Source organism: Lentzea sp. NPDC059081, from assembly GCF_042738015.1.
Classification (GTDB): Bacteria; Actinomycetota; Actinomycetes; order Mycobacteriales; family Pseudonocardiaceae; genus Lentzea.
Genome location: NZ_JBHYGW010000056.1, coordinates 1 through 23430 on the forward strand (window position 1 = coordinate 1; position 23430 = coordinate 23430).

Below are 23430 nucleotides of genomic sequence, written 5' to 3' on the forward strand. Positions count from 1 at the left end.
GGCTGCACACCTACAATCACCACCGCGGACACACCGCACTCAAAGGCCAGCCACCCGCCAGCCGCGTTCCCAACCTCTCCGGTCAGTACAGCTAGAGGTCGCGGGCCCAGAGTTGGCCGATGACGTCGTGGCCGAAGCTGTGCTCGGGGGTCTCCTCGACCAGTTCGAACCCGTTCGCCTCGTAGATCTTCCTCGCCGAGAGCAGGCCGTCGACCGTCCACAACGCCATGCGCGCGTAGCCGGCCTGACGGGCGAACGCGATGCACGTGTCGACGAGCTTGCCGCCTGCGCCGTGTCCACGCGCGTTGGGGTGCACCAACAACACGCGCAGCTTTGCGGTCGTGTCGGATTCGCGGACGCAGAAGATGCAGCCGACGCGGGCACCGTCGAGTTCGGCGATCCAGGCCGCCTCCCGGTCGGAGTGGCCGGCCGCGTAGTCGCCGACGATCTTGGCGACCATCGCCTCGAACGACGCGTCCCAGCCGAGCTCGGCGGCGTAGAGCTCGCCGTGTGCCTGCACGACCCAGCCCAGGTCACCGGGCTGGTCCAGAGGGCGGATGCGCATGGGGACCTCCACTGGCACGACGTCACTGACACGACTGTTTCAGTGATGCGACACTAGCGCCATGCCGTCCGCACGGGAGACCGAGCTCCTCGAAGCTGCCTACCGGTACGTGCTCGCGCACGGGCTGGCCGACGTGTCGTTGCGGCCGCTGGCGGCGGCCATCGGGTCGAGCACGCGGGTGCTGCTCTACCTGTTCGGCAGCAAGGACGGGCTGGTCAGGGCGTTGCTGGCGCGGGCGCGGGCCGAGGAGCTGGAGCTGCTCGGAGACATCGGGGGCGGGCCGGGGGTCGCGGTGCGGTTGTGGCACTGGCTGGCGGCGCCCGCGCATCGGCCGCTGCTGACGTTGTGGCTGGAGGCGTACGCGCGGTCGCTCGTCGAGCCCGAGGGGGCGTGGGCCGGGTTCGCGCGGGCCACGGTGGAGGACTGGCTGGAGGTGCTTCGGACCTCCCAGGCCGAGGACCTGCGCGACAGTGCCGCGGGGCTGGCCGAGCGGACTCGGGACCTCGCGTTGTTGCGGGGCGCGTTGCTCGATCTGCTGGCGACCGGGGACGTCGAGCGCGTCACCGCGGCGGTGAAGGCTAGTTTTGCGTCGTGAAGATCGTGGTGTTCGGCGCGTCGGGCATGGTCGGCCAGGGCGCGTTGCGGGAGTGCCTGCTCGACCCCGAGGTCGGGTCCGTTGTCACCGTGGGACGGTCGCCGCTGGCCGTCAGCGACCCGAAGCTGCGGCACGTCGTGCACGCCGACTTCGGTGACCTGTCGCCGATCGCCGGCGAACTGGCTGATGCGGACGCGTGCTTCTACTGCATGGGCCTGACGTCGGCCGGGTTGAGCGAGGCCGAGTACACGCCGGTGACGCACGACTACGCGCTCGAGGCGGCGCGTGTTGTTGGTGGCACGTATGTGTACGTGTCGGGTGAAGGTGCCGACGCCGAGAGCAAGACGATGTGGGCCCGTGTGAAGGGACGCACGGAGAACGAGCTGCTGGCGTTGGAACGCCCGGTGTTCGTGGTGCGGCCCGGGTTCATCCAGCCGCAGCACGGGATCCAGTCGCGCACGCGCATCTACCGGTACGTCTACTCGTGGTCGTCGTGGCTGTTCCCGGTGCTCGCGAAGGTGGCGCCGAAGTTCGTCACGAGCACCGACCGGCTCGGCAGGGCGATGGTCGCGCTGGCCAAGGGCGCGCACGCGGACCGGGTGCTGCGCAGCGACGAGATCAACCGGGTGGCGGGATGACGCTCGACGAGGCCATCCGCGAGTACCAGGAGGACGGGTACGAGGTCACGCACGTCGTGGAGTCCGTGTGCGCCGGGTGCGGTGGCAGGACGTTCGAGGTGCAGATGACCGACGAACAGGCGATGCGCCGCACGTGCCTCGGGTGTGGTCTGAAGGAGTTCATCGCGGACTCGGACGAGTTCTGGGACGAGGACGACGCCGAGGAGTGCGCGTGCACGTGCGGCGGCGAGGAGTTCGCCGCCGCCCTCGGTCTGTCGTGCCGCCCGGACGGCGAGGTGCGGTGGGTGACGGTCGGGCTGCGGTGCCTCGCGTGCGGCCTGTGCGGCGTCTACGAGGACTGGAAGATCGACTACAGCCCCAGCCGGCACCTGCTCACGCGGGCCTGAACGCGTCCTCGGTCTTGACGACACCGGCGGTGCGGCCCGGCGCCGTGTGGTTCTCCCAGTAGAGGTTGGTGTGCGCGACGACCATGTCTGGGGTGGGCGCGCCCCACTCCGACAGGTCCTCGGTCGTGTGCGCGTCGCTCACCAGCAGGGCGTCGTAGCCGCGGACGATCGCGCCGTGCAGCGTCGAGCGGATGCACTCGTCGGTCTGCGCGCCGGACACGACGAGACTGCCGACCCCCTTGCCCGCCAGCACCTCCTCGAGGTCGGTGGCCTCGAACGAGTCGGCGTAGGTCTTGTGCACCACGGGCTCGCCGTCGGCGACCTTCAGCTCGGACACGAACTGCCAGTCGTCGGACTCCTTGGGCATGTGCTCGGCGTTGCTGTGCTGCACCCACACGACGTCGACGCCGGCCGCGCGCGCCTTGTCCACGAGGGTGGCGACGTTGGACACGACCTCGTCGCGGTTGTGGGCGTTGTTCACCACGCCGTTCTGCACGTCGATCACGAGCAGCGCGGTGTTGGGACGGTTCGCCAGAGTTGTCACGCGGGCAGCTTAAGCCCGGTTCAGCGAGAACGCAGGCGGCGCAACATCCGGGCGTCCTCGAAGCCCACTCTTCGTGCCGCCGTCTCGACCGTGGCGCCTTGACCGATCAGGTGCTCGGCCCGTTCCACGCGCAACGCCTGCTGGTACTTCAACGGAGTCATGCCCGTCGCACGGCCGAACAGCCGGGTCACGGTCCGTTCGCTGCACCCGGCGAGCATTGCGAGTTCTGCCAACGAAAGCCGGTCGGCCAGTCGTGACTCGATGACGTCCTGAACGCGGTGCACGGTCTCGTTGACGTGCGACCGGTGCCGCAGCAGCACGCTCGCCTGCTGGTCGTCGCCGTTCCTGCGCGCGTAGACGACCATCGTGCGTGCGATCGCCGCTGCCACAACAGGTCCGTGGCGCACGGCGACGAGATGCAACGCCAGGTCGATACCGCTCGCGATGCCCGCGGACGTCACCACCCTGTCGTCCTCCACGAACAGAACGTCACGCACGACCCGTGCGGCGGGGTAGCGCCGTTCGAGCTCGTCCTGCAGTTCGTGGTGCGTGGTGCACCTGTGACCATCGAGCAAACCGGCGCGCCCCAACGCATCCGCACCGGCACACACACTCGCGACCGTGCCACCGTTGTCGTGGTGCGCGCGCAACCACGCCAACGCGCGCTCGCTCAGGTGTCCGGTTCCGGCGATCTTCGGCGACCGCCACCCCGGCACGAACACGAGGTCGTCCTTCTCGAGAGGCGGCAGCTCACGAGAGGCACCCAACGGCACGCCCTGATGACTGAGCACGGTCTCCATGTCGCCCACGTACGACAGCTCGTAGCCGTCCACGAGGTCGGCAGCACTGGAGAACACCTGCGCCGGCCCCGCGAGGTCGAGCAGGTGCACTCCCGGTACGAGCAGGAAGACGACTCTGGTCACGATCCGGTCAGCGTAGCGACGTCCGAGATCCGCGCGAACCGGCCGGCCAGGACGTACTCGGTCCGCTCGATGATCTCCTCGACGCCCAGGACCTTCCCGGTCCGCCAGTGCGGCAACGGCATGGTGGCGGTCGCGTCCGTCACGAACGTCATGTCGAACCCGAGATCGGACCCCACGCGCGTCGTCGTCTCGCAGCACTGCTCGGTCCGGATGCCGCTGACGAGCAGCTCCCGCACACCGTGCTGCGTCAGCGTCTGCTGCAGGTTCGTCGTGGTGAACGCGTTGTGCGAGGTCTTGGTCAGCACCTGCTCGTCGTCGAGCGGTTTGAGCCCGTCGATCAGCCGGACGTGCCCGCCCGCGGGGTCGAACACACCGCCGGTGCCGGGCTCGGAGTGCAGCACCCACACGACGAGGTCACCGTTGTCGCGGGCCAGGTCGACCAGCCGGTTCACCTGGCCGACGACGTCCGGGTTCGACACCTCGGCCCAGCTGGGGCGCTGCCGGAACGACTCCTGGACGTCGATGACGATCAATGCTCGCTTCATGCCGTCCAGCCTCGCCGGGTGCGGGGAGCGGGGACAGGCACGGGCAGGACGGGGAGCGGACGGATCCGGTCACCGCGGCGAGATCAGAGCGGGCGGCGCCCCGCGAACCCCAGGTCCGAGCGGTGGTACCAGCCCAGCTCGCGGTCGCCCTCCAGCCAGCACAGCAGCACCGGCACACCGTCCCGCTCGGACGGGAAGTCGACCAGCAGCGGGGCGAGGCCCTTCAGCTCCGCGCCGGTCTGCTGCACCGAGTGCATCAGGTCGTCCAGCCTGGCCTGCACCGCCTTGAACTCCGGCAGGCCGCCCAGCGGTGAGCCTCCCGCGGCCAGCTCGGCGGCGTCGGCGCGCAGGCGCACGATCTCGGTCAGCGTCGGCAGCAGGCGCGCCAGCTCGGCCTGTGCCTCGTCGAGGGTGAACAGTCCCACGGCTCCAAGGCTGGCACAGTGGCACGGGTGACGTGGCTACTGGGTGACCTCACCGTGAACCGGATCGGCTTCGGTGCGATGCGCCTGCCGCAGCACGGGACGGCGTTCGACCCGCATGCGACGCCGCGCGGGCGTGAGGAGGCGGTCGCGGTGCTGCGGAAGGCCGTCGAGCTCGGTGTCGACCACGTCGACACGGCCGCGTTCTACTTCTCCGCCACGCGGTCGGCCAACGAGCTGATCAACAGCGCGCTCGCGCCGTACCCCGAGGACCTCGTGATCGTCACCAAGGTCGGGCCCGGCCGCACGCCGCAGGGGGAGTGGCTGCCGCTCGCCAGGCCCCACCAGCTCCGCGGCCAGGTCGAGGAGAACCTGCGGCAGCTCGGGCGCGACCACCTCGACGTGGTCAACCTGCGGATCAGCGGGCTCGACGACGTGACGAACCACTTCGAGGCGCTGGCCGAGTTGCAGAGGCAGGGGCTGGTCCGGCACCTCGGGCTGTCCAACGTCAAGCCGCACCACCTCGACCAGGCGCAGAAGGTCGCGCCGGTCGTGTGCGTGCAGAACCCCTACGGGCTCGGCCACCACCCCGAGCAGGACGACTTCCTCGGCGTCTGCGGGGAGCGCGGCGTCGCGTTCGTGCCGTTCTTCGCGCTCGCGGGCGCCAACCAGGAGGCGGGGACGTCGGCCGAGGACGACGAGGTCACCGAGATCGCCCGCGCGCACGGCGCCTCGGCCGCCCAGGTCCGGCTGGCGTGGACGCTCGCCAGGGGACCGCACGTGCTCGTCATCCCCGGCACCGGCGACCCCGAGCACCTGCGGCAGAACGTCGAGGCGGGCGACCTGCGGCTCACCCCCGAGGAGCTCACCCGCCTCGACGCCCTGCACCTCAGCGGGAGCTGATCCGCCGGAACAGCCACGTGGCCCAGCCGAACGCCACCACCAGCAGGCCGCCCGCCCACGCGAGCGCGAGCCAGCCGGAGGTGACCGGGGCCGGCACGAGCAGGGCCCGCACGGTCTCGATCACCGGCGTGATCGGCTGGTGCTCGCTGACGATCCGCAGCACCGCCGGCATCGTCTCGACGGGCACGAACGCGCTGCTCAGGTACGGCAGGAAGAGCATGCCGAAACTGAGCAGGCTCGCCGACTCGACGGTTCGCGCGATCACGCCGAAACCGGCCGCGAGCCAGGACAGCGCGAGCACGTAGAGCAGCAGCAGCCCCATCGCCAGCACCCAGTCCACGAACGACGCCGACGGGCGGAAACCCATCAGCAACGCCACCAGCACCACCGCGAACGTGGCAACGGCGTTGCGCGCGACCGACGCCGTGACGTGACCGGTCAGCACGGCGAAGCTGCTGATCGGCATGGAGCGGAACCGGTCGACCACCCCCTTCCGCATGTCGTCGGCGACGGACATCGCGGTGGAGGTGGCGCCGTACCCGGTGCACAGCACGAGGATGCCGGGCACCACGTAGTCCACATAGGACTCGACGTGCCGGAGCGCGCCGCCGAAGACGTAGACGAACAACGCCATCATCAGCACCGGCAGCACGATCGCCATGATCAGGGTGTCGAGGTTGCGGCGGCTCAGCCGGACGCTGCGGCCGACCAGGGTGAGCGAGGTGGTCATGCGGCCACTCCCTGGAGCACCAGCGAGGTGAAGACGTCGTCGAGCGTCGGGCGGTGCGCGGACACCCGCACCGCGCCCACCCGTGCCACGCGCAGGTCGTCCAGCACCCGGTGCAGGTGCAGGGCGCTCCCGTCGGACGGCACGCGCACCGTCGGTCCGTCGACGACCCCGCCGACCACGGACTGGGCCCGCCGGGCGTCCTCGGTGGTCTCGAAGACCAGGTCGAGGCGGGTGCCGCCGACCGAGCTCTTCAACGCGTCCGCGGTGCCGTCCGCGACGACATCCCCGTGGTGCAGCACCACGATCCGGCCGGCCAGGCGGTCGGCCTCCTCCAGGTACTGGGTGGTGAGCAGGATCGTCACCCCGTCGCGCACCAGGTCGCCGATCGCGTCCCACATCGTCGAGCGGCTCATCGGGTCGAGGCCGGTGGTCGGCTCGTCGAGGAACAGCAGCCGCGGCTTCGCCACCAGGCTCATCGCGAGGTCCAGGCGTCGCCGCATGCCGCCGGAGTACGTCCGCACGCGCCGGTCCGCCGCGTCGGTCAGACCGAACCGCTCCAGCAGTTCCGACGCCCGTGCGCGTGCCGCTGACCTGCTGGAACGGCGCAACCGCGCGATCATGACCAGGTTCTCGCGCCCGGTCTGCTCCTCGTCCACGGCCGCGTACTGCCCGGTCAGGCTGATCACCTCGCGCACGGCGGCGCCATCCCGGACCACGTCGTGCCCGCACACGCGGGCCGAACCGCCGTCGGGCCTGGTCAGCGTGCTCAGGATGCGGATCGCGGTCGTCTTGCCCGCCCCGTTCGGGCCGAGCAGCGCGAGCACCGACCCCTCCTCGACCTCCAGGTCCAGCCCGTTCAGCACCGTGTGCGAGCCGTACCTCTTCGTCAGACCCGTTGTCTCGACGATCATCGGAACCCCCTTTTATGCGTACCTCATACGCAAAACCTGAATTAGCGTATGGCATACGCATCTGTTTGACTAGGGGGATGAAGAGGGGGCGCAAGCCGGCCATCGACGCCGCCGACATCACGCGGGCCGCCATCGCGGTCGCGGACGCCGAAGGGCTCGCCGCCGTGTCGATGGCCCGCGTCGCGCAAGAGCTGGGCAACGCCACGATGGCCCTCTACCGGCACGTGAAGAGCAAGGACGAGCTGCTCGCGTTGATGGGCGACGCCGCCATGGACGACCCGCCCACGCTGCCGGACGGCGACTGGCGCGAGCGGCTCGGGTTCTGGGCGAAGGCCGTGCTCGTGGCCGTCGGGAAGCGGCCGTGGTTCCTCCAGATCCCGATCAGCGGCCCACCGACGGGGCCGAGGAGCCTCGCCTGGTTCGACAGCGGCCTGAGCGCGCTCGAGGGCGTCCCGCTCGAGGCGGGGGAGAAGGTCGGCATCGTGATGGGCCTGATGACCTTCGTCCACGGCGAGGCGAAGCTCACCAGCACGCTCACCCGCGGCTTCGAGGACAACCCCGCCGCGTTCGGCCGCGACTACGGGCAACGGCTGCGCGAGCTCGTCGACCCGCGCCGCATGCCGTCGCTGGCGAAGATCGTCGCGGCCGGCGTGTTCGACCTGGATGACCTCTTCGCCGCGCAGGACGTGCAGGCCGAGTTCGACTTCGGGCTGCAGCTGTTCCTCGAGGGCGTCGCGGCCCACATCGGACGGCGCGCGTGACGTACGCGGCGATCATCCTCACCGGTGGCAGGGGCGAGCGGCTCGGCGGCGTCGACAAGGCCGCACTGTCCTTTCGGGAAGCGACACTGCTCGACCACGTGCTGTCGGTTGTGGATGATGCAAGCACCAAAGTCGTTGTGGGGCCGGAGAAGGACGTTCCTGGCGTCGTCTGGGCCCGGGAGGACCCACCCGGTGGCGGACCGCTCGCCGGGCTGGCCGCCGGCCTCGCGAAGATCACCGAGGAGTGGGTCGTCGTCCTCGCCGTCGACCAGCCCGGCATCACTGAGGACACGATCGGGCGGCTGCGGAACGCGGGCGCGAACGCCGTGCTCAAGGACGACAGGGTGCAGTGGCTGATCGGCTGCTGGAACGCCGCTGACCTGCGCGAAGCCCTCCCCGAAGATCCACGGGACCAGCCGTTGCGCAGGACTCTGCTGCGGCTGGACCCCGTCGAGGTGCCCGCGCTGCCCGGCGAGGCGCGCGACGTCGACACGCCCTCCGACCTGGACACCCTTCACAGCGGTTGAACAGGCGGGGAGTAAGACTGTTCCACGATCGGTAAAACCCTGTTCCGCATGGAGGCCCGCACGTGACCGAGCCCGCCGCCGAGGCAACGCCGAACGCATCGGCGCCCGTCACCCCGGCTCGTGACGCCCAGCTGCTCGAACGCACCGTGTTCGAGGTGAAGCGGGTGATCGTCGGCCAGGACCGGCTCGTCGAGCGGATGCTCGTGGGTCTGCTGGCCAAGGGCCATCTGCTGCTCGAAGGTGTGCCGGGTGTCGCGAAGACGCTCGCCGTCGAGACGTTCGCCCGCGTGGTCGGCGGCTCGTTCTCGCGCGTGCAGTTCACGCCCGACCTGGTGCCCGCCGACATCCTCGGCACCCGCATCTACCGCCAGTCCAGCGAGGCGTTCGACGTCGAGCTCGGCCCCGTCGTCGCGAACTTCGTGCTCGCCGACGAGATCAACCGCGCGCCCGCCAAGGTGCAGTCGGCGATGCTCGAGGTCATGGCCGAGCGGCACGTGTCCATCGGCGGCAAGACCTTCCCGATGCCGAACCCGTTCCTCGTGCTGGCGACGCAGAACCCGATCGAGAACGAGGGCGTGTACCCGCTGCCGGAGGCGCAGCGCGACCGGTTCCTGTTCAAGATCCAGGTCGAGTACCCCACGGCCGAGGAAGAGCGCGAGATCGTCTACCGCATGGGTGTCGAGGCGCCCACGCCGAACCAGGTCCTCTCGCCGGAGGAGCTGGTGCGCCTGCAGGGCGTGGCGTCGCGCGTCTTCGTCCACCACGCGCTCGTCGACTACGTGGTGCGGCTCGTGATCGCGACCCGCGCACCCGGTGAGCACGGCCTCACCGATGTCGCCGGCTGGGTCGCCTACGGTGCCTCGCCGCGTGCGTCGCTCGGCATCATCGCCGCCGCCCGCGGTCTCGCGCTGGTCCGCGGCCGCGACTACGTGCTGCCGCAGGACGTCGTGGACGTCGTTCCGGACGTGCTGCGCCACCGGCTCGTGCTCTCGTACGACGCGCTGGCCGACGGCGTGCCGATCGACCACATCATCACCCGCGTGCTGCAGATCGTGCCGTTGCCGCAGGTGTCTGCCCGTCCGCAGCAGCCGGTTCCGGCTGGTAGGCCGTGAGCCCCAAGGACAAAGCCGACGAGCGTCCGTCGTGGGCGCCGCCCGTCCTGCGGGGTGTCCGGATGGAAGCCGCGCTCCGCATGCTGGAGCTCGACGTCCGGCGCCGCCTCGACGGTCTGCTGCAGGGCAACCACCTCGGCCTCGTGCCGGGGCCGGGCACCGAACCGGGCGAGGCGCGCACCTACCAGCCCGGTGACGACGTGCGCCGGATGGACTGGGCGGTCACGGCGCGCACGACGATCCCGCACATCCGCGAGACGGTCGCCGACCGCGAGCTGGAGACGTGGCTCGCGATCGACCTGTCGCCGTCGCTCGACTTCGGCACCGCGGCCTGCGAGAAGCGCGACCTGGTCATCGCCGCGACGGCCGCGGTCGCGCACCTGACGCGCGGCGGTGGCAACCGGATCGGCGCCGCGGTCTCGACGGGCGCGGAGAACGTCCGCATCCCGGCCCGCGGCGGCCTGGCGCACGCGCGGGGCATGATCCGCAAGATCGCCGAGATCGACCGGGCGCCCGAGGGCACGCGCGGCGACCTGGCCGCGCTGCTGGAGCAGCTGCGCAGGCCCCCGCGCCGGCGTGGCCTGATCGTGGTGCTCTCCGACTTCCTCGGCGGCATGGAGTGGCAGCGGCCGTTGCGCGCGCTGTCCGCCCGGCACGACATCGTCGCCATCGAGATCGTCGACCCGCGTGACGTCGACCTGCCCGAGGTCGGCACCGTCGTGCTGTCCGACCCGGAGAGCGGCCGGCAGCGCGAGGTCACCGCGTCCGCGTTGCTGCGCAAGGAGTTCAACGCCGCGGCCGCGGAACACCGGGCCGAGGTGGCGGCGGGGCTGCGGCGTGCAGGCGCCGGGCACCTGGTGCTGCGGACCGACTCCGACTGGATCGCGGACACGGTCCGTTTCGTGGTGGCGCGCAAGCGCCGCTGGTCCGGGGGTGTCGCATGAGCTTTTCGAACTTCGTCGCCCCGTGGTGGTTCCTGCTGCTGGTCGCCGTGGCGCTGCTCGGCGCCGGGTACGTCGTCGTGCAGCGGATGCGGCGCAAGCGGGTGCTGCGGTTCACGAACCTGGAGCTGCTGGAGAAGGTCGCGCCCAAGCGGGAACGCTGGTCGCGGCACGTCCCGGCGGCGTTCCTGCTGGCGGCGCTCGCGTTGCTGACGGTCGCCCTGGCCGGGCCGACCTCCGAGCAACGCGTGCCGCGCAACCGGGCCACCGTGATGCTCGTGGTCGACGTGTCGCTGTCGATGAAGGCCACGGACATCAAGCCGTCCCGGCTGGAGGCGGCGCAGACGGCCGCGAAGTCGTTCACCGAGGGCCTCACGCCGGGCATCAACCTGGGCCTGATCTCGTTCGCCGGCTCCGCCACGGTGCTGGTCGCGCCGACGACGGACCGGGCTGCGGTCAGCCAGTCGATCGACGGGCTCAAGCTCGCCCAGTCGACCGCGACCGGTGACGCGCTGGTGGCCGCGATGGCGTCGATCGACTCGTTCGGCAAGGTCGTCGGCGGCGCCGAGGGCCCGCCACCCGCCCGCATCGTGCTGATGACGGACGGCAAGGAGACGGTCGGCACCCGCAAGGCGTTCGACGCGGCCGAGGACGCGAAGAAGGCCGGGATCCCGATCTCCACGATCTCGTTCGGCACCGAGGACGGCGTGGTCGACATCGAGGGCCGCCAGCAGTCCGTGCCCGTCGACGACGACTCGATGAAGGAGATCGCGAAGATCTCCGGCGGCGAGTTCTTCAAGGCCGCCTCCGCCGAGGAGCTGCGTCGCGTCTACGACACGCTCGGCGAGCAGATCGGGTACGAGAAGAAGCAGGCGGACGCGTCGAAGCCGTGGCTGCTGCTCGGCACCATCACGACGATGATCGCGGCCGCCGCGGCCTTGTTGCTCGGTCAGAGACTTCCCTAGGGCCTCCCGTAGACCAGCTCCACCACGCCCGTCCCGAAAGCCCTGGTGCTCCTGAGCGCCAGGGCTTTCGGCTTCGTGAAGAACGGCGTGCCGTCGCCGAGCGCGACCGGGTTGAGGTAGAGCCGCACCTCGTCGATCAGGTCGTGCTCGAAGAACGTGCCGACCAGCTGCGCGCCGCCGACCATGCTGTCACCGGGCCAGGCCCTGATCTCGTCCGGCACGACCTCGCGCAGGACGGTGGTGTTCCACTCGGTGGTGTCGAGCGTCCGCGAGTAGACGATCTTCGGCATGTCCCGCCAGATCCGGCCGAAGTCGTGCATCGGCCGCGGCCACTCGGGGTGGGAGCCGGTGTGCGGCCAGGCTTCCAGCATCGTCTCGTGGCTGCGGCGGCCGTCGATGAACCTGCTCATCCTCGCCAGCCCGGCGTTGAAGTGCTCGTGCAGCTCGTCGTCGACGACGTGCCAGCTGATGTCGTGGCCGGGTCCCTCCACGAACCCGTCCAGCGAGATCGACGCCATCGTGATGATCATCCGTGCAACCTCCGGTACTCGGCCGCCGCACCGGGGTGCAGCGGCACCTTGCCCGTGTCGATCAGGCTGCGCACGTCGAGGTACTGGGTGCCCAGCGCTTGCTGCGGCACGAGCTGCGCCGCCTTGCCCACGAGCAGCCGCACGACGGCGCCCGCGTAGTCGTCGCTCATGTCCGGCCGGCACACCAGCAGGTTCGGCGTGCCGATCGTGGGGACGTCGACCGGCGAGCCGTAGACGCCCGTGCGGATCTCGACCCGTTCGTAGACCTTGCCGTAGTCCTGGCGCAGCCTCGGCAGGAACGTGTCGAGCGGCAGGAGCCGGATGCCGCCGGCCTTGTCGAGCTCCGGGGTCGGGACCCCGCCGGACCACAGCAGTCCCGCGATCTCGCCGGCCTTCACCGCGTCGACGGCGTTGCGCAACGGATAGTGCTCTTCCCGCACGCCCAACGCGAGCCGTGCGCCTTGCAGCGCCGCACCGGAACCGGCCGCGCCGAGCGACACCGGTTTGCCGATCAGATCGGCTGCGGACTGGTACGGCGAGCCCTGCAACACCACGAGCTGTAAATAGTTCTCGTAGACACGGCCCAGGGCGACCAGGCCGGACTCCATGTGCGCGCTGTCGCTCAACGTCAGCGCGAGGTCGGCGGTGCCTTGGCGGAGGTGCTGGAGGTTGTCGGCGCTGCCACCCGTCTGGAGCGGGGTGATCGTCAACGGGCTGGTGGCCAGGCGGGAGAGCAGGGCGGCGAAGTCGTTGTAGAAGCCGCCGGGCTCGCCGCCCGCGATGCGGAGGGTGCCGCTGGGTTCGCTGACCCCGCAGGCGGTGAGGGCGAGGGCGCCGAGGAGGAACGTCCGCCGCCTCACAGGAGCGGCTCCTTCGGCAGTGCGACGGTGACCACGAGTCCGCCGTCGGTGTGGAAGGCGAGCGTGCCGCCGTGCGCCGTCACGATCCTCTCCGCGATCGCCAGCCCGAGGCCCGTTCCCCGCTGCGAGTCGTCACCGCGCCAGAACCGCTCCGTCGCCCGCGCGATGTCCATTTCGGACAGACCGGGTCCGTTGTCCCGCACGGTCAGCGTCGAGCGGTCGCACACCACGACGACCTCGGTGCCGCCGTACTTGATGGCGTTGTCCAGCACCACGTCCAGCACCTGCGCGAGGTCCGAGACCGCGCACCGGACCAGTCCGGGCGCCCGGTCGTCGACGGTGATCGTGACGTCACGGGCCTGGGCCGCCGCACGCCACGCGTCGACCCGGTCGTGCGCCACCACCTGCAGGTCGGCGAGCTCGGGTTCGACGCCGCCGGCCGCGCGTTCGGTGGCGGTGCTCTCGGCCGACGCGAGGGCCAGCAGGCCGTCCAGCAACGACTCCAGCCGTTCGACCTCGGTGAGCAGGGACCCGTTGCGCGGCAGCATGTCGACCCGCAGCCGCAGCGCCGCCATGGGGTTGCGCAGCTGGTGCGAGGCGTCGGCGATCAGCCGTCGTTGCTGGTCGGCGGCCTCGGCCACGGCGTCGGACATGCGGTTGAACGACTCGGACAACGCCCGCAGCTCCGCCGGTCCGGCGGTGTCGGCGACGTGTGTGCGCCGTTGCCCCTCCGCGACCGCCCGCACACCGCGGTCCAGCTCCTTGAGCGGCCTGATCAACCACCGCGACACGACCAGTGCCAGCAACACGCACGCACACGCCGCGAGCAACGCGCCCGCCAGCACCAACGCCCACCGTTGCGCGACGTCCAGTGCCGCGACCTGCGTCGACGCCCGCAGCACCACGGCGCCCGCGACTTTCGTGCCGGTGCCGACGGGCCGGGCGAAGAGCACGTCGCCACCGCTCCAGGGCATCACCGTCGGCACGGGCGCGGCCGGTTGGTTGCGCAGTGCGGCGTCGATCTGCGCGGACACGTCGGCGACCGTCATACCCGACTCGACGACGGGCGCGCCGGACGCGTCGACGACCACGACCTCCTCGCCGTAGACCTCGGCGTACCGCTGCGCCTCGGACACCACGACGTCGACCGGCAGCGTGGCGAAGCGGTCGAGGTCGGCCGTGCGGCTGATCACGAACTGCTGGGTGCGCTCCGACGCCGTGCTCATCAGCAACGGGAACGCGAACGCGGTCACGGCCGAGAGCGAGAAGAGCAGCAGCACCAACAGCAGCCGTTGCCGCATCTACTCACCGAGCCGGTAGCCGAAACCGCGGATCGTGTGCAGCAGCCCCGGCCGGTCGAGCTTCGCCCGCAACTGGGTGAGGTGCACGTCGAGCGTCCGCGACACCGCCACGAACGCGTTGCCCCACACCTCGTCCATCAGCTGCTGCCGGCTCACCGCCGTGCCGGGCCGTCGCGCCAGCACCGCCAGCACGTCGAACTCCTTGGTGGTCAACGAGATCTCCCGCCCGCCGACCACGACCTGCCGCGACTGCAGGTCGATCTCCACATCGGACACCCGCACGAGGTCGCCGCTCTCCTGCGACCGGGCCGCGCTCCGCCGCGCCACCGCGTCGATGCGGGCCAGCAGCTCGGCCAGCCGCACCGGCTTGACCAGGTAGTCGTCCGCGCCGAGCCGCAACCCCCTGACCACCGTGCGCTCGTCGCCGCGCGCCGTCAGCACGAGCACCGGCACCGGGTCGATCCTGCGGAGCTTGCGCAGCACCTCCAGCCCGTCCTGGTCGGGCAGGCCGAGGTCGAGCAGCACCACGTCGGCGTCGCGGTGGGCGATCAGCGCGTCGGCACCCCGGCGCACGCGGGCGGGCCGGTGGCCGTTCGCCCGCAGCGCTTCCACCAGGGCGTCGGCGACACCGTCGTCGTCCTCGACCAACAGCACCCGCATGGGAGCAGTATCGCCCCACAGGACCGTTTCCGGCGTGTGGCGACGCGCCTAAGTGACTGTAAAGAAGCCTCTGCCCAGGTTGTGACGGGTGCCGGGCCACCGTGATGGTGGCTGCCATGACAGTCGTTCAGGAGAAGAGCAGCGAGCGCCGTGTGGTGGCGAACGTGCTGCGCGGGTCGGTCGGGAATCTCATCGAGTGGTACGACTGGTACGCCTACACCGCGTTCAGCATCTACTTCGCCGCGGCGTTCTTCCCCAAGGGCGACCAGACCGCGCAACTGCTCAACACCGCCGCCGTGTTCGCGGTCGGCTTCCTCATGCGGCCGCTGGGCGGCTGGCTGCTCGGTCGTTACGCCGACCGTCGCGGACGCAGGGCCGCGCTGACGTTGTCGGTCACGTTGATGGCGTTCGGGTCGCTGATCATCGCGCTGACGCCGTCGTACGCGTCCATCGGTGTGGCGGCGCCGGTTCTGCTGGTGCTGGCGCGGTTGTTGCAGGGGCTGTCGGTCGGCGGGGAGTACGCGACGTCGGCGACCTATCTGTCCGAAGTGGCCTCTCCGGCGCGTCGCGGGTTCTACTCCAGCTTCCAGTACGTGACGTTGACGGCAGGGCAGCTCATCGCGCTCGGCGTGCAGATCGTCCTGCAGCAGTTCCTGTCCAAGCCCGAGATGACCTCGTGGGGCTGGCGGATCGCGTTCGTGATCGGCGCGACCGGCGCGATCGTCGTGATGTGGCTGCGCCGCGGCATGGACGAGTCGGAGAACTTCGCGAAGCAGGCCGCCGGGCAGGAGAAGGGCACGTTCAAGGCGTTGCTGAAGCACCCCAAGGAGTGCCTGCTCGTCGTGGGCCTGACGCTGGGCGGCACGGTCGCGTTCTACACGTACACGACCTACCTGCAGAAGTTCATGGTGAACACCAGCAAGATCGACGCCGCGACGGTCAGCTGGATCAACTTCGCCGCGCTGCTGGTGTTCGTGGTGCTGCAGCCCGTCGCCGGGGCGTTGTCCGACCGGATCGGCCGCCGTCCGCTGCTGCTCGGGTTCGGCGTGCTCGGCACGCTGGCCACCGTGCCGCTGCTGACGATGCTCGCGAGGACCTCCGAGGCGTTCCCGGCGTTCCTGCTGATGCTCGGCGGGCTGGTGATCGTCACCGGCTACACGTCGATCAACGCGATCGTGAAGGCCGAGCTGTTCCCGACGAACATCCGCGCGCTGGGCGTCGGCCTGCCGTACGCGCTGACCGTGGCGATCTTCGGTGGCACGGCCGAGTACGTGGCGTTGTGGTTCAAGCAGGCCGGCATGGAACCGGTCTTCTACTACTACGTCGCCGGGTGCGTGCTGATCTCGTTGCTGGTCTACGGGTTCATGCGCGAGACGTCGAAGGACTCGGTGCTGGACCGCGGCTAGCGGTCCTCGAGCCTGGCCGCGAGCACGGACGCCAGGTGCACCGGTTCGCGGTCGGTCGTGTGGCGGATCTGCGTGCGGCAGCTGATGCCGTCGGCGATGACCAGCGCGTCCTCGTCGGCCCGCAACGCCGGCAGCAGGTCCTGCTCCGCGACCGCGATCGACACGTCGTAGTGCCCGCGCTCGAAGCCGAAGTTGCCGGCCAGGCCGCAGCAGCCCTCGACCACCTTCGGCCGCAGACCGGCCTTCGCCATCGCCGCCCGGTCCTGGTCGAAGCCCAGCTCCGCGTACTGGTGGCAGTGGGTCTGCACGACGGCGTCCCTGCCGCCCTCCAGCTCCGGCAGCCGCGGCGCGACGTGCTCGGCGAACGTGCGGGTGGCCTTGGCCAGCGCGTGCACGGCCGGGTCGTCCGACAGCTTCGGGGCCTCGACGCGCAGGAACGCCGTGCAGCTCGGTTCGAGACCGATCACCGGGATGCCCTGCTTCGTCCACGGGTGCAGCGCCCGCGCGGTCCGTTCGACCACCCGGCGGGCCTTCGGGAGCTGGCCGGTCGAGTGCCACGTCAGTCCACAGCAGACGTTCGCCGACGGGACCTCGACCCGGTTTCCCAGACGTGCCAGCACGTTGGCGGCGTCGAGACCGATGCCCGGCTCGAAGAAGTTCGTGAACGTGTCGGGGAACAGTAGCACCGGGTCGCCCTCGCCGAGCGGGTGCAGCTGGCGGACCAGGGGAGTGACCGGGACGGGCAGGTCGCGCTGCGGGGTGATCCCGGCGAGCCTGCCGAGCTTCGCCGTGAACCGGTTGACCAGGCCGTACTTCAGCCACGTCGGCAGCCAGCCCATCGTGTAGTGCGACCGCGGCCGCAGCCTGCCCTTGTGGTGCTCGTGCAGGAACTCCGCCTTGTAGCTCGCCATGTCGACGTCGACGGGGCAGTCGCGCTTGCACCCCTTGCAGCCCAGGCACAGGTCGAGCGCCTCCGCCACCTCGGACGACCGCCAGCCGTCCTTGATCACGTCCCCCGCGAGCATCTCGAACAGCACGTGCGCGCGGCCGCGGGTGGAGTGCTTCTCCTCGCGGGTCACGCGGTAGCTCGGGCACATCACGCCGCCGTGGGTGTTCAGGCACTTGCCGACGCCGACGCACCGCCGTGTGTCGCTCGCGAACTCCGCCCTCGTCGGGATCCTCGGGGGAGCGACCAGGACCCGCAGGTCGTCGTCGAGCTTCGCCGGTTCCACGATCCGGCCGGGGTTGAGCAGGTTGCGCGGGTCGAACGCGTGCTTGAACTCCTGGAACGCCTTGATGGCCGCCGGCGGGTACATGCGACCGAGCAGCTCGGACCGAGCCTGGCCGTCGCCGTGCTCCCCGGACAGGCTCCCGCCGTGGCTCACGACCAGGTCGGCGGCCTCCTGGAGGAACTCGCGGTAGCCGTGCGCCAGGTCGAAGTCGACGCGGACGTGGATGCAGCCCTCGCCGTAGTGGCCGTAGGTGATGCCGCGGCGGCCGTGCCCGCTCAGCAGCTGGTCGAACTCGCGCAGGTAGGCGCCGAGGCGTTCCGGCGGGACGGCCGCGTCCTCCCAGCCCGACCACGCCTCGCTGCCGTCGGCCATGCGGGTGGCGAGCCCGGCGCCGTCCTCGCGGATCCGCCACAGCGCCCGCTGGTGCGCCGGGTCGTGGATGACCATCGAGTTCCTCGTGAGGGCGGCGACCCGTTCGGGGTGGTCCTCGACCTCGACGAACAGCCAGCTCCGGCCGTCCGGCAGGTCGGGGCGGGTCCGCACGCTGTGCACCAGCGACTCGTTCAGGCCCTCGATCGCGAGCGCGTCCTCGATCTGGGTGACCTGGTCGGCGGCCTCGTAGGTGTCCGCGAAGCCGAGCACGACGAGCACGCGGCGCTCCGGCCGGCGCACCAGCTTCAGCTCCGCCCCCAGCAGCACCACGCAGGTGCCCTCGGTGCCGACCAGCTGCTGGGTCAGCGTCGGGGCGTCCAGCGCGTACCCGCTGACCCTGCGGCTGAGCTGCGGAAACCACGCCGGGTCGTAGGACGGCAGGGCGAGCTCAGGCGGGTTCGTGGTGTCGAACGTGCGGCCGTCGACGGTCAGGACCCGCAGGTTCGCGACGTTCTCACTGGTCTTGCCCCACCGGACCGAGTGCGCGCCGCACGCGTTGTTGCCGATCATCCCGCCGATCGTGCAGCGCGAGTGCGTGGACGGGTCGGGTCCGAACAGGTACTCGCCGGCACTGGCGTTGATCTTGTCGAGCACCGCGCCCGGCTGTGCGAACGCCCGGTCGCCGGAGATCTCGAACGCGGTCAGGTACCGGCTGAAGTCGATCACCAGGCCGGTGCCGCACGCGTTGCCCGCGATGGACGTCCCCGCGCCCCGGCTGGTGATCGGCACGCCGTGCTCCGCCGCCAGCGCGACGGCCGCGGCCACGGCGTCCGTCGTGCGTGGACGGACGACGACCCGCGGCACGTGCCGGTAGTTCGACGCGTCCGCCGAGTACAGGGCGCGGCTCGCCGGGTCGTCCAGGACGTCGCCGTCCACGTCGCGGCGGAGGTGGTCGAGAAAGGCCCGCATCACCCGATCATGCCCGCCTGGATGTGACATGGCTCCGCCGATGCCGGACTACCTGCCGGTAGCCGATAACCTCACCCGGTCAACCAGCAGCGATTCTCAGGAGAGCTAGTGAGTCGGTCCGTTCTGGTCACCGGAGGCAACCGCGGCATCGGCCTCGCCATCGCGCAGGCGTTCGCGGCGCAGGGCGACAAGGTCGCGGTGACGCACCGCGGGTCCGGCGCGCCAGAAGGCCTGCTCGGCGTGAAGTGCGACGTGACGAGCTCCGCGGAGATCGACGCCGCGTTCAGCGAGGTCGAGGCCGCCCACGGTCCCGTCGAGGTGCTCGTCTGCAACGCCGGCATCACGCAGGACACGCTGCTGCTGCGCATGAGCGAGGAGCAGTTCACGCAGGTCGTGGACGCGAACCTGACCGGCGCGTTCCGGTTCGCCCAGCGCGCCTCCCGCGGCATGCTGCGCAAGAAGTTCGGCCGCATCGTCTTCATCTCGTCGGTCGTGGGCCTCACCGGTGGCGCCGGCCAGGTCAACTACGCCGCGTCCAAGGCGGGCATGGTCGGCATGGCGCGCTCGATCGCGCTGGAGCTGGGCTCGCGCAACATCACGGCCAACGTCGTCTCGCCGGGGTTCATCACCACGGACATGACGAACGAGCTGCCCGAGGCCGTCCGCGAGGCCGCGCTGAAGCAGATCCCCGCCGGCCGGTACGGCGCGGCGGACGAGATCGCGCGCGCCGTCACGTTCCTCGCGGCGACCGAGTCGGGCTACATCAACGGTGCCGTGCTGCCGGTCGACGGCGGCCTCGGCATGGGCCACTGAAGTTTCCGTTCTTGTTCGTTCTGGGAAAGGGTTGGATCAAGTGACCGGACTGCTCGAGGGCAAGCGACTGCTGATCACCGGTGTGATCACCGACGCGTCGATCGCCTTCCACGTCGCACGCGTCGCCCAGGAGCAGGGCGCCGAGGTCGTGCTGACCGGGTTCGGCCGGATGAGCCTCGTGCAGCGCATCGCCCAGCGCCTGCCCAAGCCCGCGCCCGTCGTCGAGCTGGACGTGCAGAACCAGGAGCACCTGGACACGCTGGCCGACCGCGTCCGTGAGCACGTCGACGGCCTCGACGGCGTCGTGCACGCCATCGGCTTCGCGCCGCAGAGCTGCCTCGGTGCGCCGTTCATGGACGCGCCGTGGGAGGACGTGTCCGTCGCGATGCACGTGTCGGCGTTCTCGTACAAGGCGCTGGTGCAGGCCGTGCGCCCGCTGCTGACGCACGGCTCGTCGGTCGTCGGCCTCGACTTCGACGCCCGTCAGGCGTGGCCCGCCTACAACTGGATGGGCGCGGCGAAGGCGGCGTTCGAGTCGATCAACCGCTACATGGCGCGCGACCTCGGCCCGGACGGCATCCGCGTGAACCTCATCTCGGCGGGCCCGGTGCGGACGATGGCCGCGAAGTCCATCCCCGGCTTCGGCGAGCTGGAGAAGATGTGGGGCGAGAAGGCCCCGCTGTCGTGGGACGTCGACGACCCGACGCCGGTCGCGAAGTCGGTGTGCGGCCTGCTGTCCGACTGGTTCCCGGCCACCACGGGATCGATGGTGTTCGTCGACGGCGGCGTGCACTTCCTCGGTCTCTGACGTCACACGTGTTCGTCGTGTAGGGCGATCGGGCGTCTGATTGGATGGAGCGGTGAGTTTCGATGCGCTGCTCTGGCTGTCGTTCGGCGGCCCAGAAGGTCCTGAGGACGTCCGCCCCTTTCTCGAGAACGTGGTGCGCGGACGTGGCGTGCCGCCGGAGCGGCTGGACGAGGTCGAGGCCCACTACCAGCACTTCGGCGGCGTGTCGCCGATCAACCGCCTGAACCAGGACGCGATCGAGGCCGTCCGCGCCACCGGTTTCGAGCTGCCGATCTACTTCGGCAACCGCAACTGGCACCCCATGGTCGAGGACACCGTCGCGCGGATGAAGGCCGACGGCGTGCGGCGCGCGTTGGTCTTCCCGACGAGCGCGTACGGCGGCTACTCCGCGTGCCGGCAGTACGACGAGGACATCGTCCGCGCGCTGCAGGCCGTGCCCGACGGCCCCGAACTGGTGAAGCTGCGCCAGTTCTTCGACCACCCGCTCTTCATCGCCGCGTTCGCCGACGGCGTCCGTGCCGCGGCGGCGTCGCTGGAAGGCGCCTACCGGCTCGTCTTCACCGCGCACTCGGTGCCGGTGTCCGCCGACAAGGCCGCCGGCCCGCCCGCCGAGGGCGGCTACCGCTACTCGCGCCAGGTCGTCGAGGCCTCGCGCCTGGTCGCGGCCGAGCTGGGCGTGACGGAGTACGACGTCGTGTGGCAGTCGCGGTCCGGGCCCCCGCAGATCCCGTGGCTGGAGCCGGACGTCGTCGACCACATCGACGCCTTGCACGCCAAGGGTGTCACCGGTGTCGTGGTGTGCCCGATCGGGTTCGTGTCCGACCACCTCGAGGTGGTGTGGGACCTCGACACCGAGGCCCGCGACCGCGCAGCCGAGCTGGGCATGGAGTTCGCCCGCGCCGCGACGCCGAACGCGGACCCGCGCTTCGCCGAGCTCGTGGTGGAGCTGGTGGCGGAGCACACTTCTGACGCACCGGTGCGGAAGCTGTCGTCGTTCACGGCGGCGGGGTGCACGGTGAACGGTGCGCCGTGTGCGCCGTTGTGCTGCGAGCCGGTCAAGAGGCCCGCGCGGGCTTAGTGTCCTTGCAGCGCGCCCGTCAACGCTTGTTCGGCGTTGGCAGGTAAGGCGCCGTCGTGGTCCAGGGCGTAGCGGACGACGGTGCGGAACTCGTCGCTGAACCGCGAGTAGTACGGCGTGACCGGGCGCAGCCGGGCGTCCTCGATCGCCTTCAGCAGGATGGCGGCGTAGGGGTGTTCGGTGGCCACGCGGCTGTCCTGGTAGACGATGCCGCGGGTGGCGGCGAGGCCTCCGCGTTCGAACAGGAGCTGCTGGCTGCGCGGGCCCGTGAGGAACTCGATCAGGGCCTGGGCGGCGCGGGGTTTGGTGGACTTCGCGGAGATGGCGAGGTTCTGACCGCCCAGCACGCTCGGGCCGGGCAGCTGCGCCACCTCGAAGTCGATGCCGGGACGGCCGGCCGACTCGCCGCGGTTGCCCTGCAGCGTGCGGTGGGCGACCGGCCAGTTGCGCATGAAGACGATCTTGCCGTCGCGGAAGGCCTGGGTGGTCAGCTGCTCGCTCTGGGAGCGTGACTCCGGCAGCACCACGGGTTTGTCGCCCTGGAGGCCGTCGGCGAGCCAGCGCAGGGCGCGGCGGGTGCGGTCGGAGTCGATCACCACCTTGCCGGACTCGTCGACCACGTCGCCCTTCTCCGCCCAGATCAGCTCCAGCGCGTTGACCGTGAGGCCCTCGTAGTCAGCGAGCTGGCCCGCGTAGCCGGCGGTGAGGCGGGCGTCCTGCGCGGCCCGCAGCACGCGCGTGGACGTGGTGGCGACCTCGTCCAGGCCGAGCGGCTCCTCCTGCACGAGGTCCTTGCGGTAGAAGAGAAGACCCGCGTCCGTGTTGAACGGCAACGCCCACAGCACGCCCTGGTAGCGGCAGCTCTCCAACGGCCGGCGCAGGAACCCGCTCGTGTCCACGGTGGACAGTGGGCGCAGGTAACCGGACTGCGCGAACTCGGCGGTCCACGTGACGTCGAGGTTGAAGACGTCCGCGTTGTCGGCCTTCTCCCTGGCGCGCGCGACCATCTCGCTGCGCTGGCCGTCCGCCTCCGACGGCAGCTCGACGATCTCCGCCGGCTGCTCGGGGTGCTCCGCGTTCCACTGGTTGATCAACGCGCGCCGCTGGCCGCCCTCGCTCTGGTCGCGGCCGCTGAGCACGACGAGCTTGCCCTTCTCCCACTCGGTCGGCTCGCGGAACAGCGGCTGCACCCCGCTCGTGAACAGGATCGTCAGCACGACGCCGATCGCCACGCCCATCGCGAGCCACGACCGGTTCGCCCACACCACGCCGGGCGGGCCCAGCCTCGGCAGGGCGGCCCACGTGCGTCTCAGCCACTTCACCGGACACCTCCCCACACCCGGCGGAACAACGCCGCCAGGTCGTCGCCGAGCGTGTCGGTCGTCGAGTCGCGGCACTCGCCGCCGGACGCGTCCGTGATCGACGTCAGCGCGTGCGCCGCGCAGCTCGCGTCGCCCACGGCGATCACGAACACGCGAACGCCCTTGCGCGCCACCGCGTCCACGACGTCCTGGCGGGTCTGCGCGCTCGTCGTGTCCTCACCGTCGGTCAGCGCGATCACCGCTCCGACGTGGTCGGCGTCGTCCGGGCCGATCCGGTCGAGGGCGTCGATGATCGCCTGGTGCAGCGGCGTGCCACCGGAGGGCCGGACGGTGGCCAGTGCGGCCGTCGTGGCCTCCTTGTCGCGCCTGCCCAGCGGGACGAGCTGCCGGACCTGGTCGTCGTTGAACACCGACAGGCCGTACGTGTCCTTCGCGCCCATCTGCGTGAGTGCCTTGCGGACGCCCTCGACCGCCACGGCGAACCGCGTCTCGCCCGTGGCCGTCGGTTCGACCATCGAGCCGGACGCGTCGAGCGCGAGCCAGACCCGGCCGTCCCTCTTGGCCTGTTCGTACCTCTTCAGGAACTCGGTGGTCGCCGCGTCACCCGGTGC

The 23430-nt window shown here is 70.7% G+C and carries 27 protein-coding genes; 13 read left to right on the plus strand and 14 right to left on the minus strand.

Going from position 1 to position 23430, the window contains the following annotated elements:
- Positions 1 to 91: 91 nt before the first annotated feature.
- The gene (locus ACFWV3_RS45305) at positions 92 to 565 is read right to left on the minus strand and encodes a GNAT family N-acetyltransferase (protein WP_382420526.1); all 474 of its coding nucleotides are present in this window, start codon (positions 563 to 565) and stop codon (positions 92 to 94) included.
- 61 nt (positions 566 to 626) lie between these two features.
- Here ACFWV3_RS45305 and ACFWV3_RS45310 point away from each other — a divergent pair, with 61 nt between their 5' ends.
- From ACFWV3_RS45310 to ACFWV3_RS45320, 3 genes are read left to right on the plus strand one after another with little or no spacing between them, the layout of a single operon-like run.
- On the plus strand, positions 627 to 1160 hold the full coding sequence (locus ACFWV3_RS45310) for a TetR/AcrR family transcriptional regulator (RefSeq protein WP_382420528.1): 534 nt from the start codon (positions 627 to 629) through the stop codon (positions 1158 to 1160).
- Entirely contained in the window at positions 1157 to 1798 is a 642-nt protein-coding gene (locus ACFWV3_RS45315) for an epimerase (RefSeq protein WP_382420530.1), read from the plus strand. The genes ACFWV3_RS45310 and ACFWV3_RS45315 overlap by 4 nt, the downstream gene beginning before the upstream one ends.
- Positions 1795 to 2184: a hypothetical protein gene (locus tag ACFWV3_RS45320; protein WP_382420532.1), complete on the plus strand. Its 390-nt coding sequence runs from the start codon at positions 1795 to 1797 to the stop codon at positions 2182 to 2184. The genes ACFWV3_RS45315 and ACFWV3_RS45320 overlap by 4 nt, the downstream gene beginning before the upstream one ends.
- Here ACFWV3_RS45320 and ACFWV3_RS45325 read toward each other — a convergent pair.
- The 4 genes from ACFWV3_RS45325 to ACFWV3_RS45340 all read right to left on the minus strand — a co-directional run bounded on the left by ACFWV3_RS45325 (position 2171) and on the right by ACFWV3_RS45340 (position 4621).
- Positions 2171 to 2728 carry an isochorismatase family protein gene (locus ACFWV3_RS45325; RefSeq protein WP_382420534.1) on the minus strand — a complete coding sequence of 186 codons (558 nt, stop codon included), beginning with the start codon at positions 2726 to 2728 and terminating at the stop codon, positions 2171 to 2173. The genes ACFWV3_RS45320 and ACFWV3_RS45325 overlap by 14 nt on opposite strands.
- Before the next feature lie 20 nt (positions 2729 to 2748).
- The gene (locus ACFWV3_RS45330) at positions 2749 to 3651 is read right to left on the minus strand and encodes a GlxA family transcriptional regulator (RefSeq protein ID WP_382420536.1); all 903 of its coding nucleotides are present in this window, start codon (positions 3649 to 3651) and stop codon (positions 2749 to 2751) included.
- Positions 3648 to 4196, minus strand: coding sequence for a cysteine hydrolase family protein (locus tag ACFWV3_RS45335; RefSeq protein WP_382420538.1), 549 nt, complete (start codon positions 4194 to 4196; stop codon positions 3648 to 3650). The genes ACFWV3_RS45330 and ACFWV3_RS45335 overlap by 4 nt, the downstream gene beginning before the upstream one ends.
- A gap of 83 nt (positions 4197 to 4279) precedes the next feature.
- Positions 4280 to 4621, minus strand: a complete 342-nt coding sequence (locus ACFWV3_RS45340) for a DUF2203 domain-containing protein (RefSeq protein WP_382420540.1) — start codon at positions 4619 to 4621, stop codon at positions 4280 to 4282.
- 27 nt (positions 4622 to 4648) lie between these two features.
- Between ACFWV3_RS45340 and ACFWV3_RS45345 the strand changes: the two genes are divergently transcribed.
- On the plus strand, positions 4649 to 5521 hold the full coding sequence (locus ACFWV3_RS45345) for an oxidoreductase (RefSeq protein ID WP_382420542.1): 873 nt from the start codon (positions 4649 to 4651) through the stop codon (positions 5519 to 5521).
- Here ACFWV3_RS45345 and ACFWV3_RS45350 read toward each other — a convergent pair.
- Both ACFWV3_RS45350 and ACFWV3_RS45355 read right to left on the minus strand, forming a co-directional pair.
- Positions 5508 to 6251 carry an ABC transporter permease gene (locus ACFWV3_RS45350; RefSeq protein WP_382420543.1) on the minus strand — a complete coding sequence of 248 codons (744 nt, stop codon included), beginning with the start codon at positions 6249 to 6251 and terminating at the stop codon, positions 5508 to 5510. The two genes, ACFWV3_RS45345 and ACFWV3_RS45350, sit on opposite strands and share 14 nt — an antisense overlap.
- Positions 6248 to 7162 (minus strand): ATP-binding cassette domain-containing protein, encoded by a 915-nt coding sequence (locus ACFWV3_RS45355; protein ID WP_382420545.1) that lies wholly within the window; start codon positions 7160 to 7162, stop codon positions 6248 to 6250. The genes ACFWV3_RS45350 and ACFWV3_RS45355 overlap by 4 nt, the downstream gene beginning before the upstream one ends.
- Before the next feature lie 77 nt (positions 7163 to 7239).
- Between ACFWV3_RS45355 and ACFWV3_RS45360 the strand changes: the two genes are divergently transcribed.
- The 5 genes from ACFWV3_RS45360 (at position 7240) to ACFWV3_RS45380 (ending at position 11468) form a co-directional block, all read left to right on the plus strand.
- A complete protein-coding gene (locus ACFWV3_RS45360) occupies positions 7240 to 7923 on the plus strand; it encodes a TetR/AcrR family transcriptional regulator (RefSeq protein WP_382420547.1) in 684 nt (227 codons plus the stop codon).
- A complete protein-coding gene (locus ACFWV3_RS45365) occupies positions 7920 to 8450 on the plus strand; it encodes a molybdenum cofactor guanylyltransferase (RefSeq protein WP_382420549.1) in 531 nt (176 codons plus the stop codon). Before ACFWV3_RS45360 ends, ACFWV3_RS45365 begins: the two co-directional genes overlap by 4 nt.
- A 62-nt stretch (positions 8451 to 8512) precedes the next feature.
- Positions 8513 to 9562 carry an AAA family ATPase gene (locus ACFWV3_RS45370; RefSeq protein ID WP_382420551.1) on the plus strand — a complete coding sequence of 350 codons (1050 nt, stop codon included), beginning with the start codon at positions 8513 to 8515 and terminating at the stop codon, positions 9560 to 9562.
- Between the two features lie 62 nt (positions 9563 to 9624).
- Positions 9625 to 10506: a DUF58 domain-containing protein gene (locus ACFWV3_RS45375; protein WP_382420577.1), complete on the plus strand. Its 882-nt coding sequence runs from the start codon at positions 9625 to 9627 to the stop codon at positions 10504 to 10506.
- Entirely contained in the window at positions 10503 to 11468 is a 966-nt protein-coding gene (locus tag ACFWV3_RS45380; protein WP_382420553.1) for a VWA domain-containing protein, read from the plus strand. The genes ACFWV3_RS45375 and ACFWV3_RS45380 overlap by 4 nt, the downstream gene beginning before the upstream one ends.
- On the opposite strand, the gene ACFWV3_RS45385 is transcribed toward ACFWV3_RS45380, so the two are convergent.
- The 4 genes from ACFWV3_RS45385 to ACFWV3_RS45400 are packed head-to-tail and all read right to left on the minus strand — an operon-like array spanning position 11465 to position 14819.
- Positions 11465 to 11998, minus strand: coding sequence for a dihydrofolate reductase family protein (locus ACFWV3_RS45385; protein WP_382420555.1), 534 nt, complete (start codon positions 11996 to 11998; stop codon positions 11465 to 11467). The genes ACFWV3_RS45380 and ACFWV3_RS45385 overlap by 4 nt on opposite strands.
- Positions 11995 to 12858, minus strand: a complete 864-nt coding sequence (locus tag ACFWV3_RS45390; protein ID WP_382420557.1) for a TAXI family TRAP transporter solute-binding subunit — start codon at positions 12856 to 12858, stop codon at positions 11995 to 11997. The genes ACFWV3_RS45385 and ACFWV3_RS45390 overlap by 4 nt, the downstream gene beginning before the upstream one ends.
- On the minus strand, positions 12855 to 14159 hold the full coding sequence (locus tag ACFWV3_RS45395) for an ATP-binding protein (RefSeq protein ID WP_382420559.1): 1305 nt from the start codon (positions 14157 to 14159) through the stop codon (positions 12855 to 12857). Before ACFWV3_RS45395 ends, ACFWV3_RS45390 begins: the two co-directional genes overlap by 4 nt.
- Entirely contained in the window at positions 14160 to 14819 is a 660-nt protein-coding gene (locus tag ACFWV3_RS45400; RefSeq protein WP_382420561.1) for a response regulator transcription factor, read from the minus strand.
- A gap of 116 nt (positions 14820 to 14935) precedes the next feature.
- On the opposite strand from ACFWV3_RS45400, the gene ACFWV3_RS45405 reads away from it, so the two are divergent.
- A complete protein-coding gene (locus ACFWV3_RS45405) occupies positions 14936 to 16225 on the plus strand; it encodes an MFS transporter (protein ID WP_382420563.1) in 1290 nt (429 codons plus the stop codon).
- Here ACFWV3_RS45405 and ACFWV3_RS45410 read toward each other — a convergent pair.
- The gene (locus tag ACFWV3_RS45410; protein WP_382420565.1) at positions 16222 to 18798 is read right to left on the minus strand and encodes an FAD-binding and (Fe-S)-binding domain-containing protein; all 2577 of its coding nucleotides are present in this window, start codon (positions 18796 to 18798) and stop codon (positions 16222 to 16224) included. The genes ACFWV3_RS45405 and ACFWV3_RS45410 overlap by 4 nt on opposite strands.
- A gap of 108 nt (positions 18799 to 18906) precedes the next feature.
- Between ACFWV3_RS45410 and fabG the strand changes: the two genes are divergently transcribed.
- From fabG to ACFWV3_RS45425, 3 genes are read left to right on the plus strand one after another with little or no spacing between them, the layout of a single operon-like run.
- Positions 18907 to 19611 (plus strand): 3-oxoacyl-ACP reductase FabG, encoded by a 705-nt coding sequence (fabG, locus tag ACFWV3_RS45415; protein WP_382420567.1) that lies wholly within the window; start codon positions 18907 to 18909, stop codon positions 19609 to 19611.
- 40 nt (positions 19612 to 19651) lie between these two features.
- A complete protein-coding gene (gene fabI / locus ACFWV3_RS45420; RefSeq protein ID WP_382420569.1) occupies positions 19652 to 20419 on the plus strand; it encodes an enoyl-ACP reductase FabI in 768 nt (255 codons plus the stop codon).
- A gap of 52 nt (positions 20420 to 20471) precedes the next feature.
- Positions 20472 to 21497 carry a ferrochelatase gene (locus ACFWV3_RS45425; RefSeq protein ID WP_382420571.1) on the plus strand — a complete coding sequence of 342 codons (1026 nt, stop codon included), beginning with the start codon at positions 20472 to 20474 and terminating at the stop codon, positions 21495 to 21497.
- On the opposite strand, the gene ACFWV3_RS45430 is transcribed toward ACFWV3_RS45425, so the two are convergent.
- Together ACFWV3_RS45430 and ACFWV3_RS45435 are read right to left on the minus strand one after the other, a co-directional pair.
- Positions 21494 to 22819 carry an extracellular solute-binding protein gene (locus ACFWV3_RS45430; RefSeq protein ID WP_382420573.1) on the minus strand — a complete coding sequence of 442 codons (1326 nt, stop codon included), beginning with the start codon at positions 22817 to 22819 and terminating at the stop codon, positions 21494 to 21496. The two genes, ACFWV3_RS45425 and ACFWV3_RS45430, sit on opposite strands and share 4 nt — an antisense overlap.
- Positions 22816 to 23430: VWA domain-containing protein (locus tag ACFWV3_RS45435; RefSeq protein ID WP_382420575.1), on the minus strand; the 615-nt coding region annotated here is incomplete at its 5' end. The genes ACFWV3_RS45430 and ACFWV3_RS45435, both read right to left, overlap by 4 nt.

Excerpts from the sequence above, each read along its gene's own strand:
- ACFWV3_RS45305 (WP_382420526.1), bottom strand. The coding sequence starts at position 565 with ATGCGCATCCGCCCTCTGGACCAGCCCGGTGACCTGGGCTGGGTCGTG.
- ACFWV3_RS45310 (WP_382420528.1), top strand. The coding sequence starts at position 627 with ATGCCGTCCGCACGGGAGACCGAGCTCCTCGAAGCTGCCTACCGGTAC.
- ACFWV3_RS45320 (WP_382420532.1), top strand. The coding sequence starts at position 1,795 with ATGACGCTCGACGAGGCCATCCGCGAGTACCAGGAGGACGGGTACGAG.
- ACFWV3_RS45335 (WP_382420538.1), bottom strand. The coding sequence starts at position 4,196 with ATGAAGCGAGCATTGATCGTCATCGACGTCCAGGAGTCGTTCCGGCAG.
- ACFWV3_RS45350 (WP_382420543.1), bottom strand. The coding sequence starts at position 6,251 with ATGACCACCTCGCTCACCCTGGTCGGCCGCAGCGTCCGGCTGAGCCGC.
- ACFWV3_RS45355 (WP_382420545.1), bottom strand. The coding sequence starts at position 7,162 with ATGATCGTCGAGACAACGGGTCTGACGAAGAGGTACGGCTCGCACACG.
- ACFWV3_RS45360 (WP_382420547.1), top strand. The coding sequence starts at position 7,240 with ATGAAGAGGGGGCGCAAGCCGGCCATCGACGCCGCCGACATCACGCGG.
- ACFWV3_RS45375 (WP_382420577.1), top strand. The coding sequence starts at position 9,625 with ATGGAAGCCGCGCTCCGCATGCTGGAGCTCGACGTCCGGCGCCGCCTC.
- ACFWV3_RS45380 (WP_382420553.1), top strand. The coding sequence starts at position 10,503 with ATGAGCTTTTCGAACTTCGTCGCCCCGTGGTGGTTCCTGCTGCTGGTC.
- ACFWV3_RS45385 (WP_382420555.1), bottom strand. The coding sequence starts at position 11,998 with ATGATCATCACGATGGCGTCGATCTCGCTGGACGGGTTCGTGGAGGGA.
- ACFWV3_RS45395 (WP_382420559.1), bottom strand. The coding sequence starts at position 14,159 with ATGCGGCAACGGCTGCTGTTGGTGCTGCTGCTCTTCTCGCTCTCGGCC.
- ACFWV3_RS45400 (WP_382420561.1), bottom strand. The coding sequence starts at position 14,819 with ATGCGGGTGCTGTTGGTCGAGGACGACGACGGTGTCGCCGACGCCCTG.
- ACFWV3_RS45405 (WP_382420563.1), top strand. The coding sequence starts at position 14,936 with ATGACAGTCGTTCAGGAGAAGAGCAGCGAGCGCCGTGTGGTGGCGAAC.
- ACFWV3_RS45410 (WP_382420565.1), bottom strand. The coding sequence starts at position 18,798 with ATGCGGGCCTTTCTCGACCACCTCCGCCGCGACGTGGACGGCGACGTC.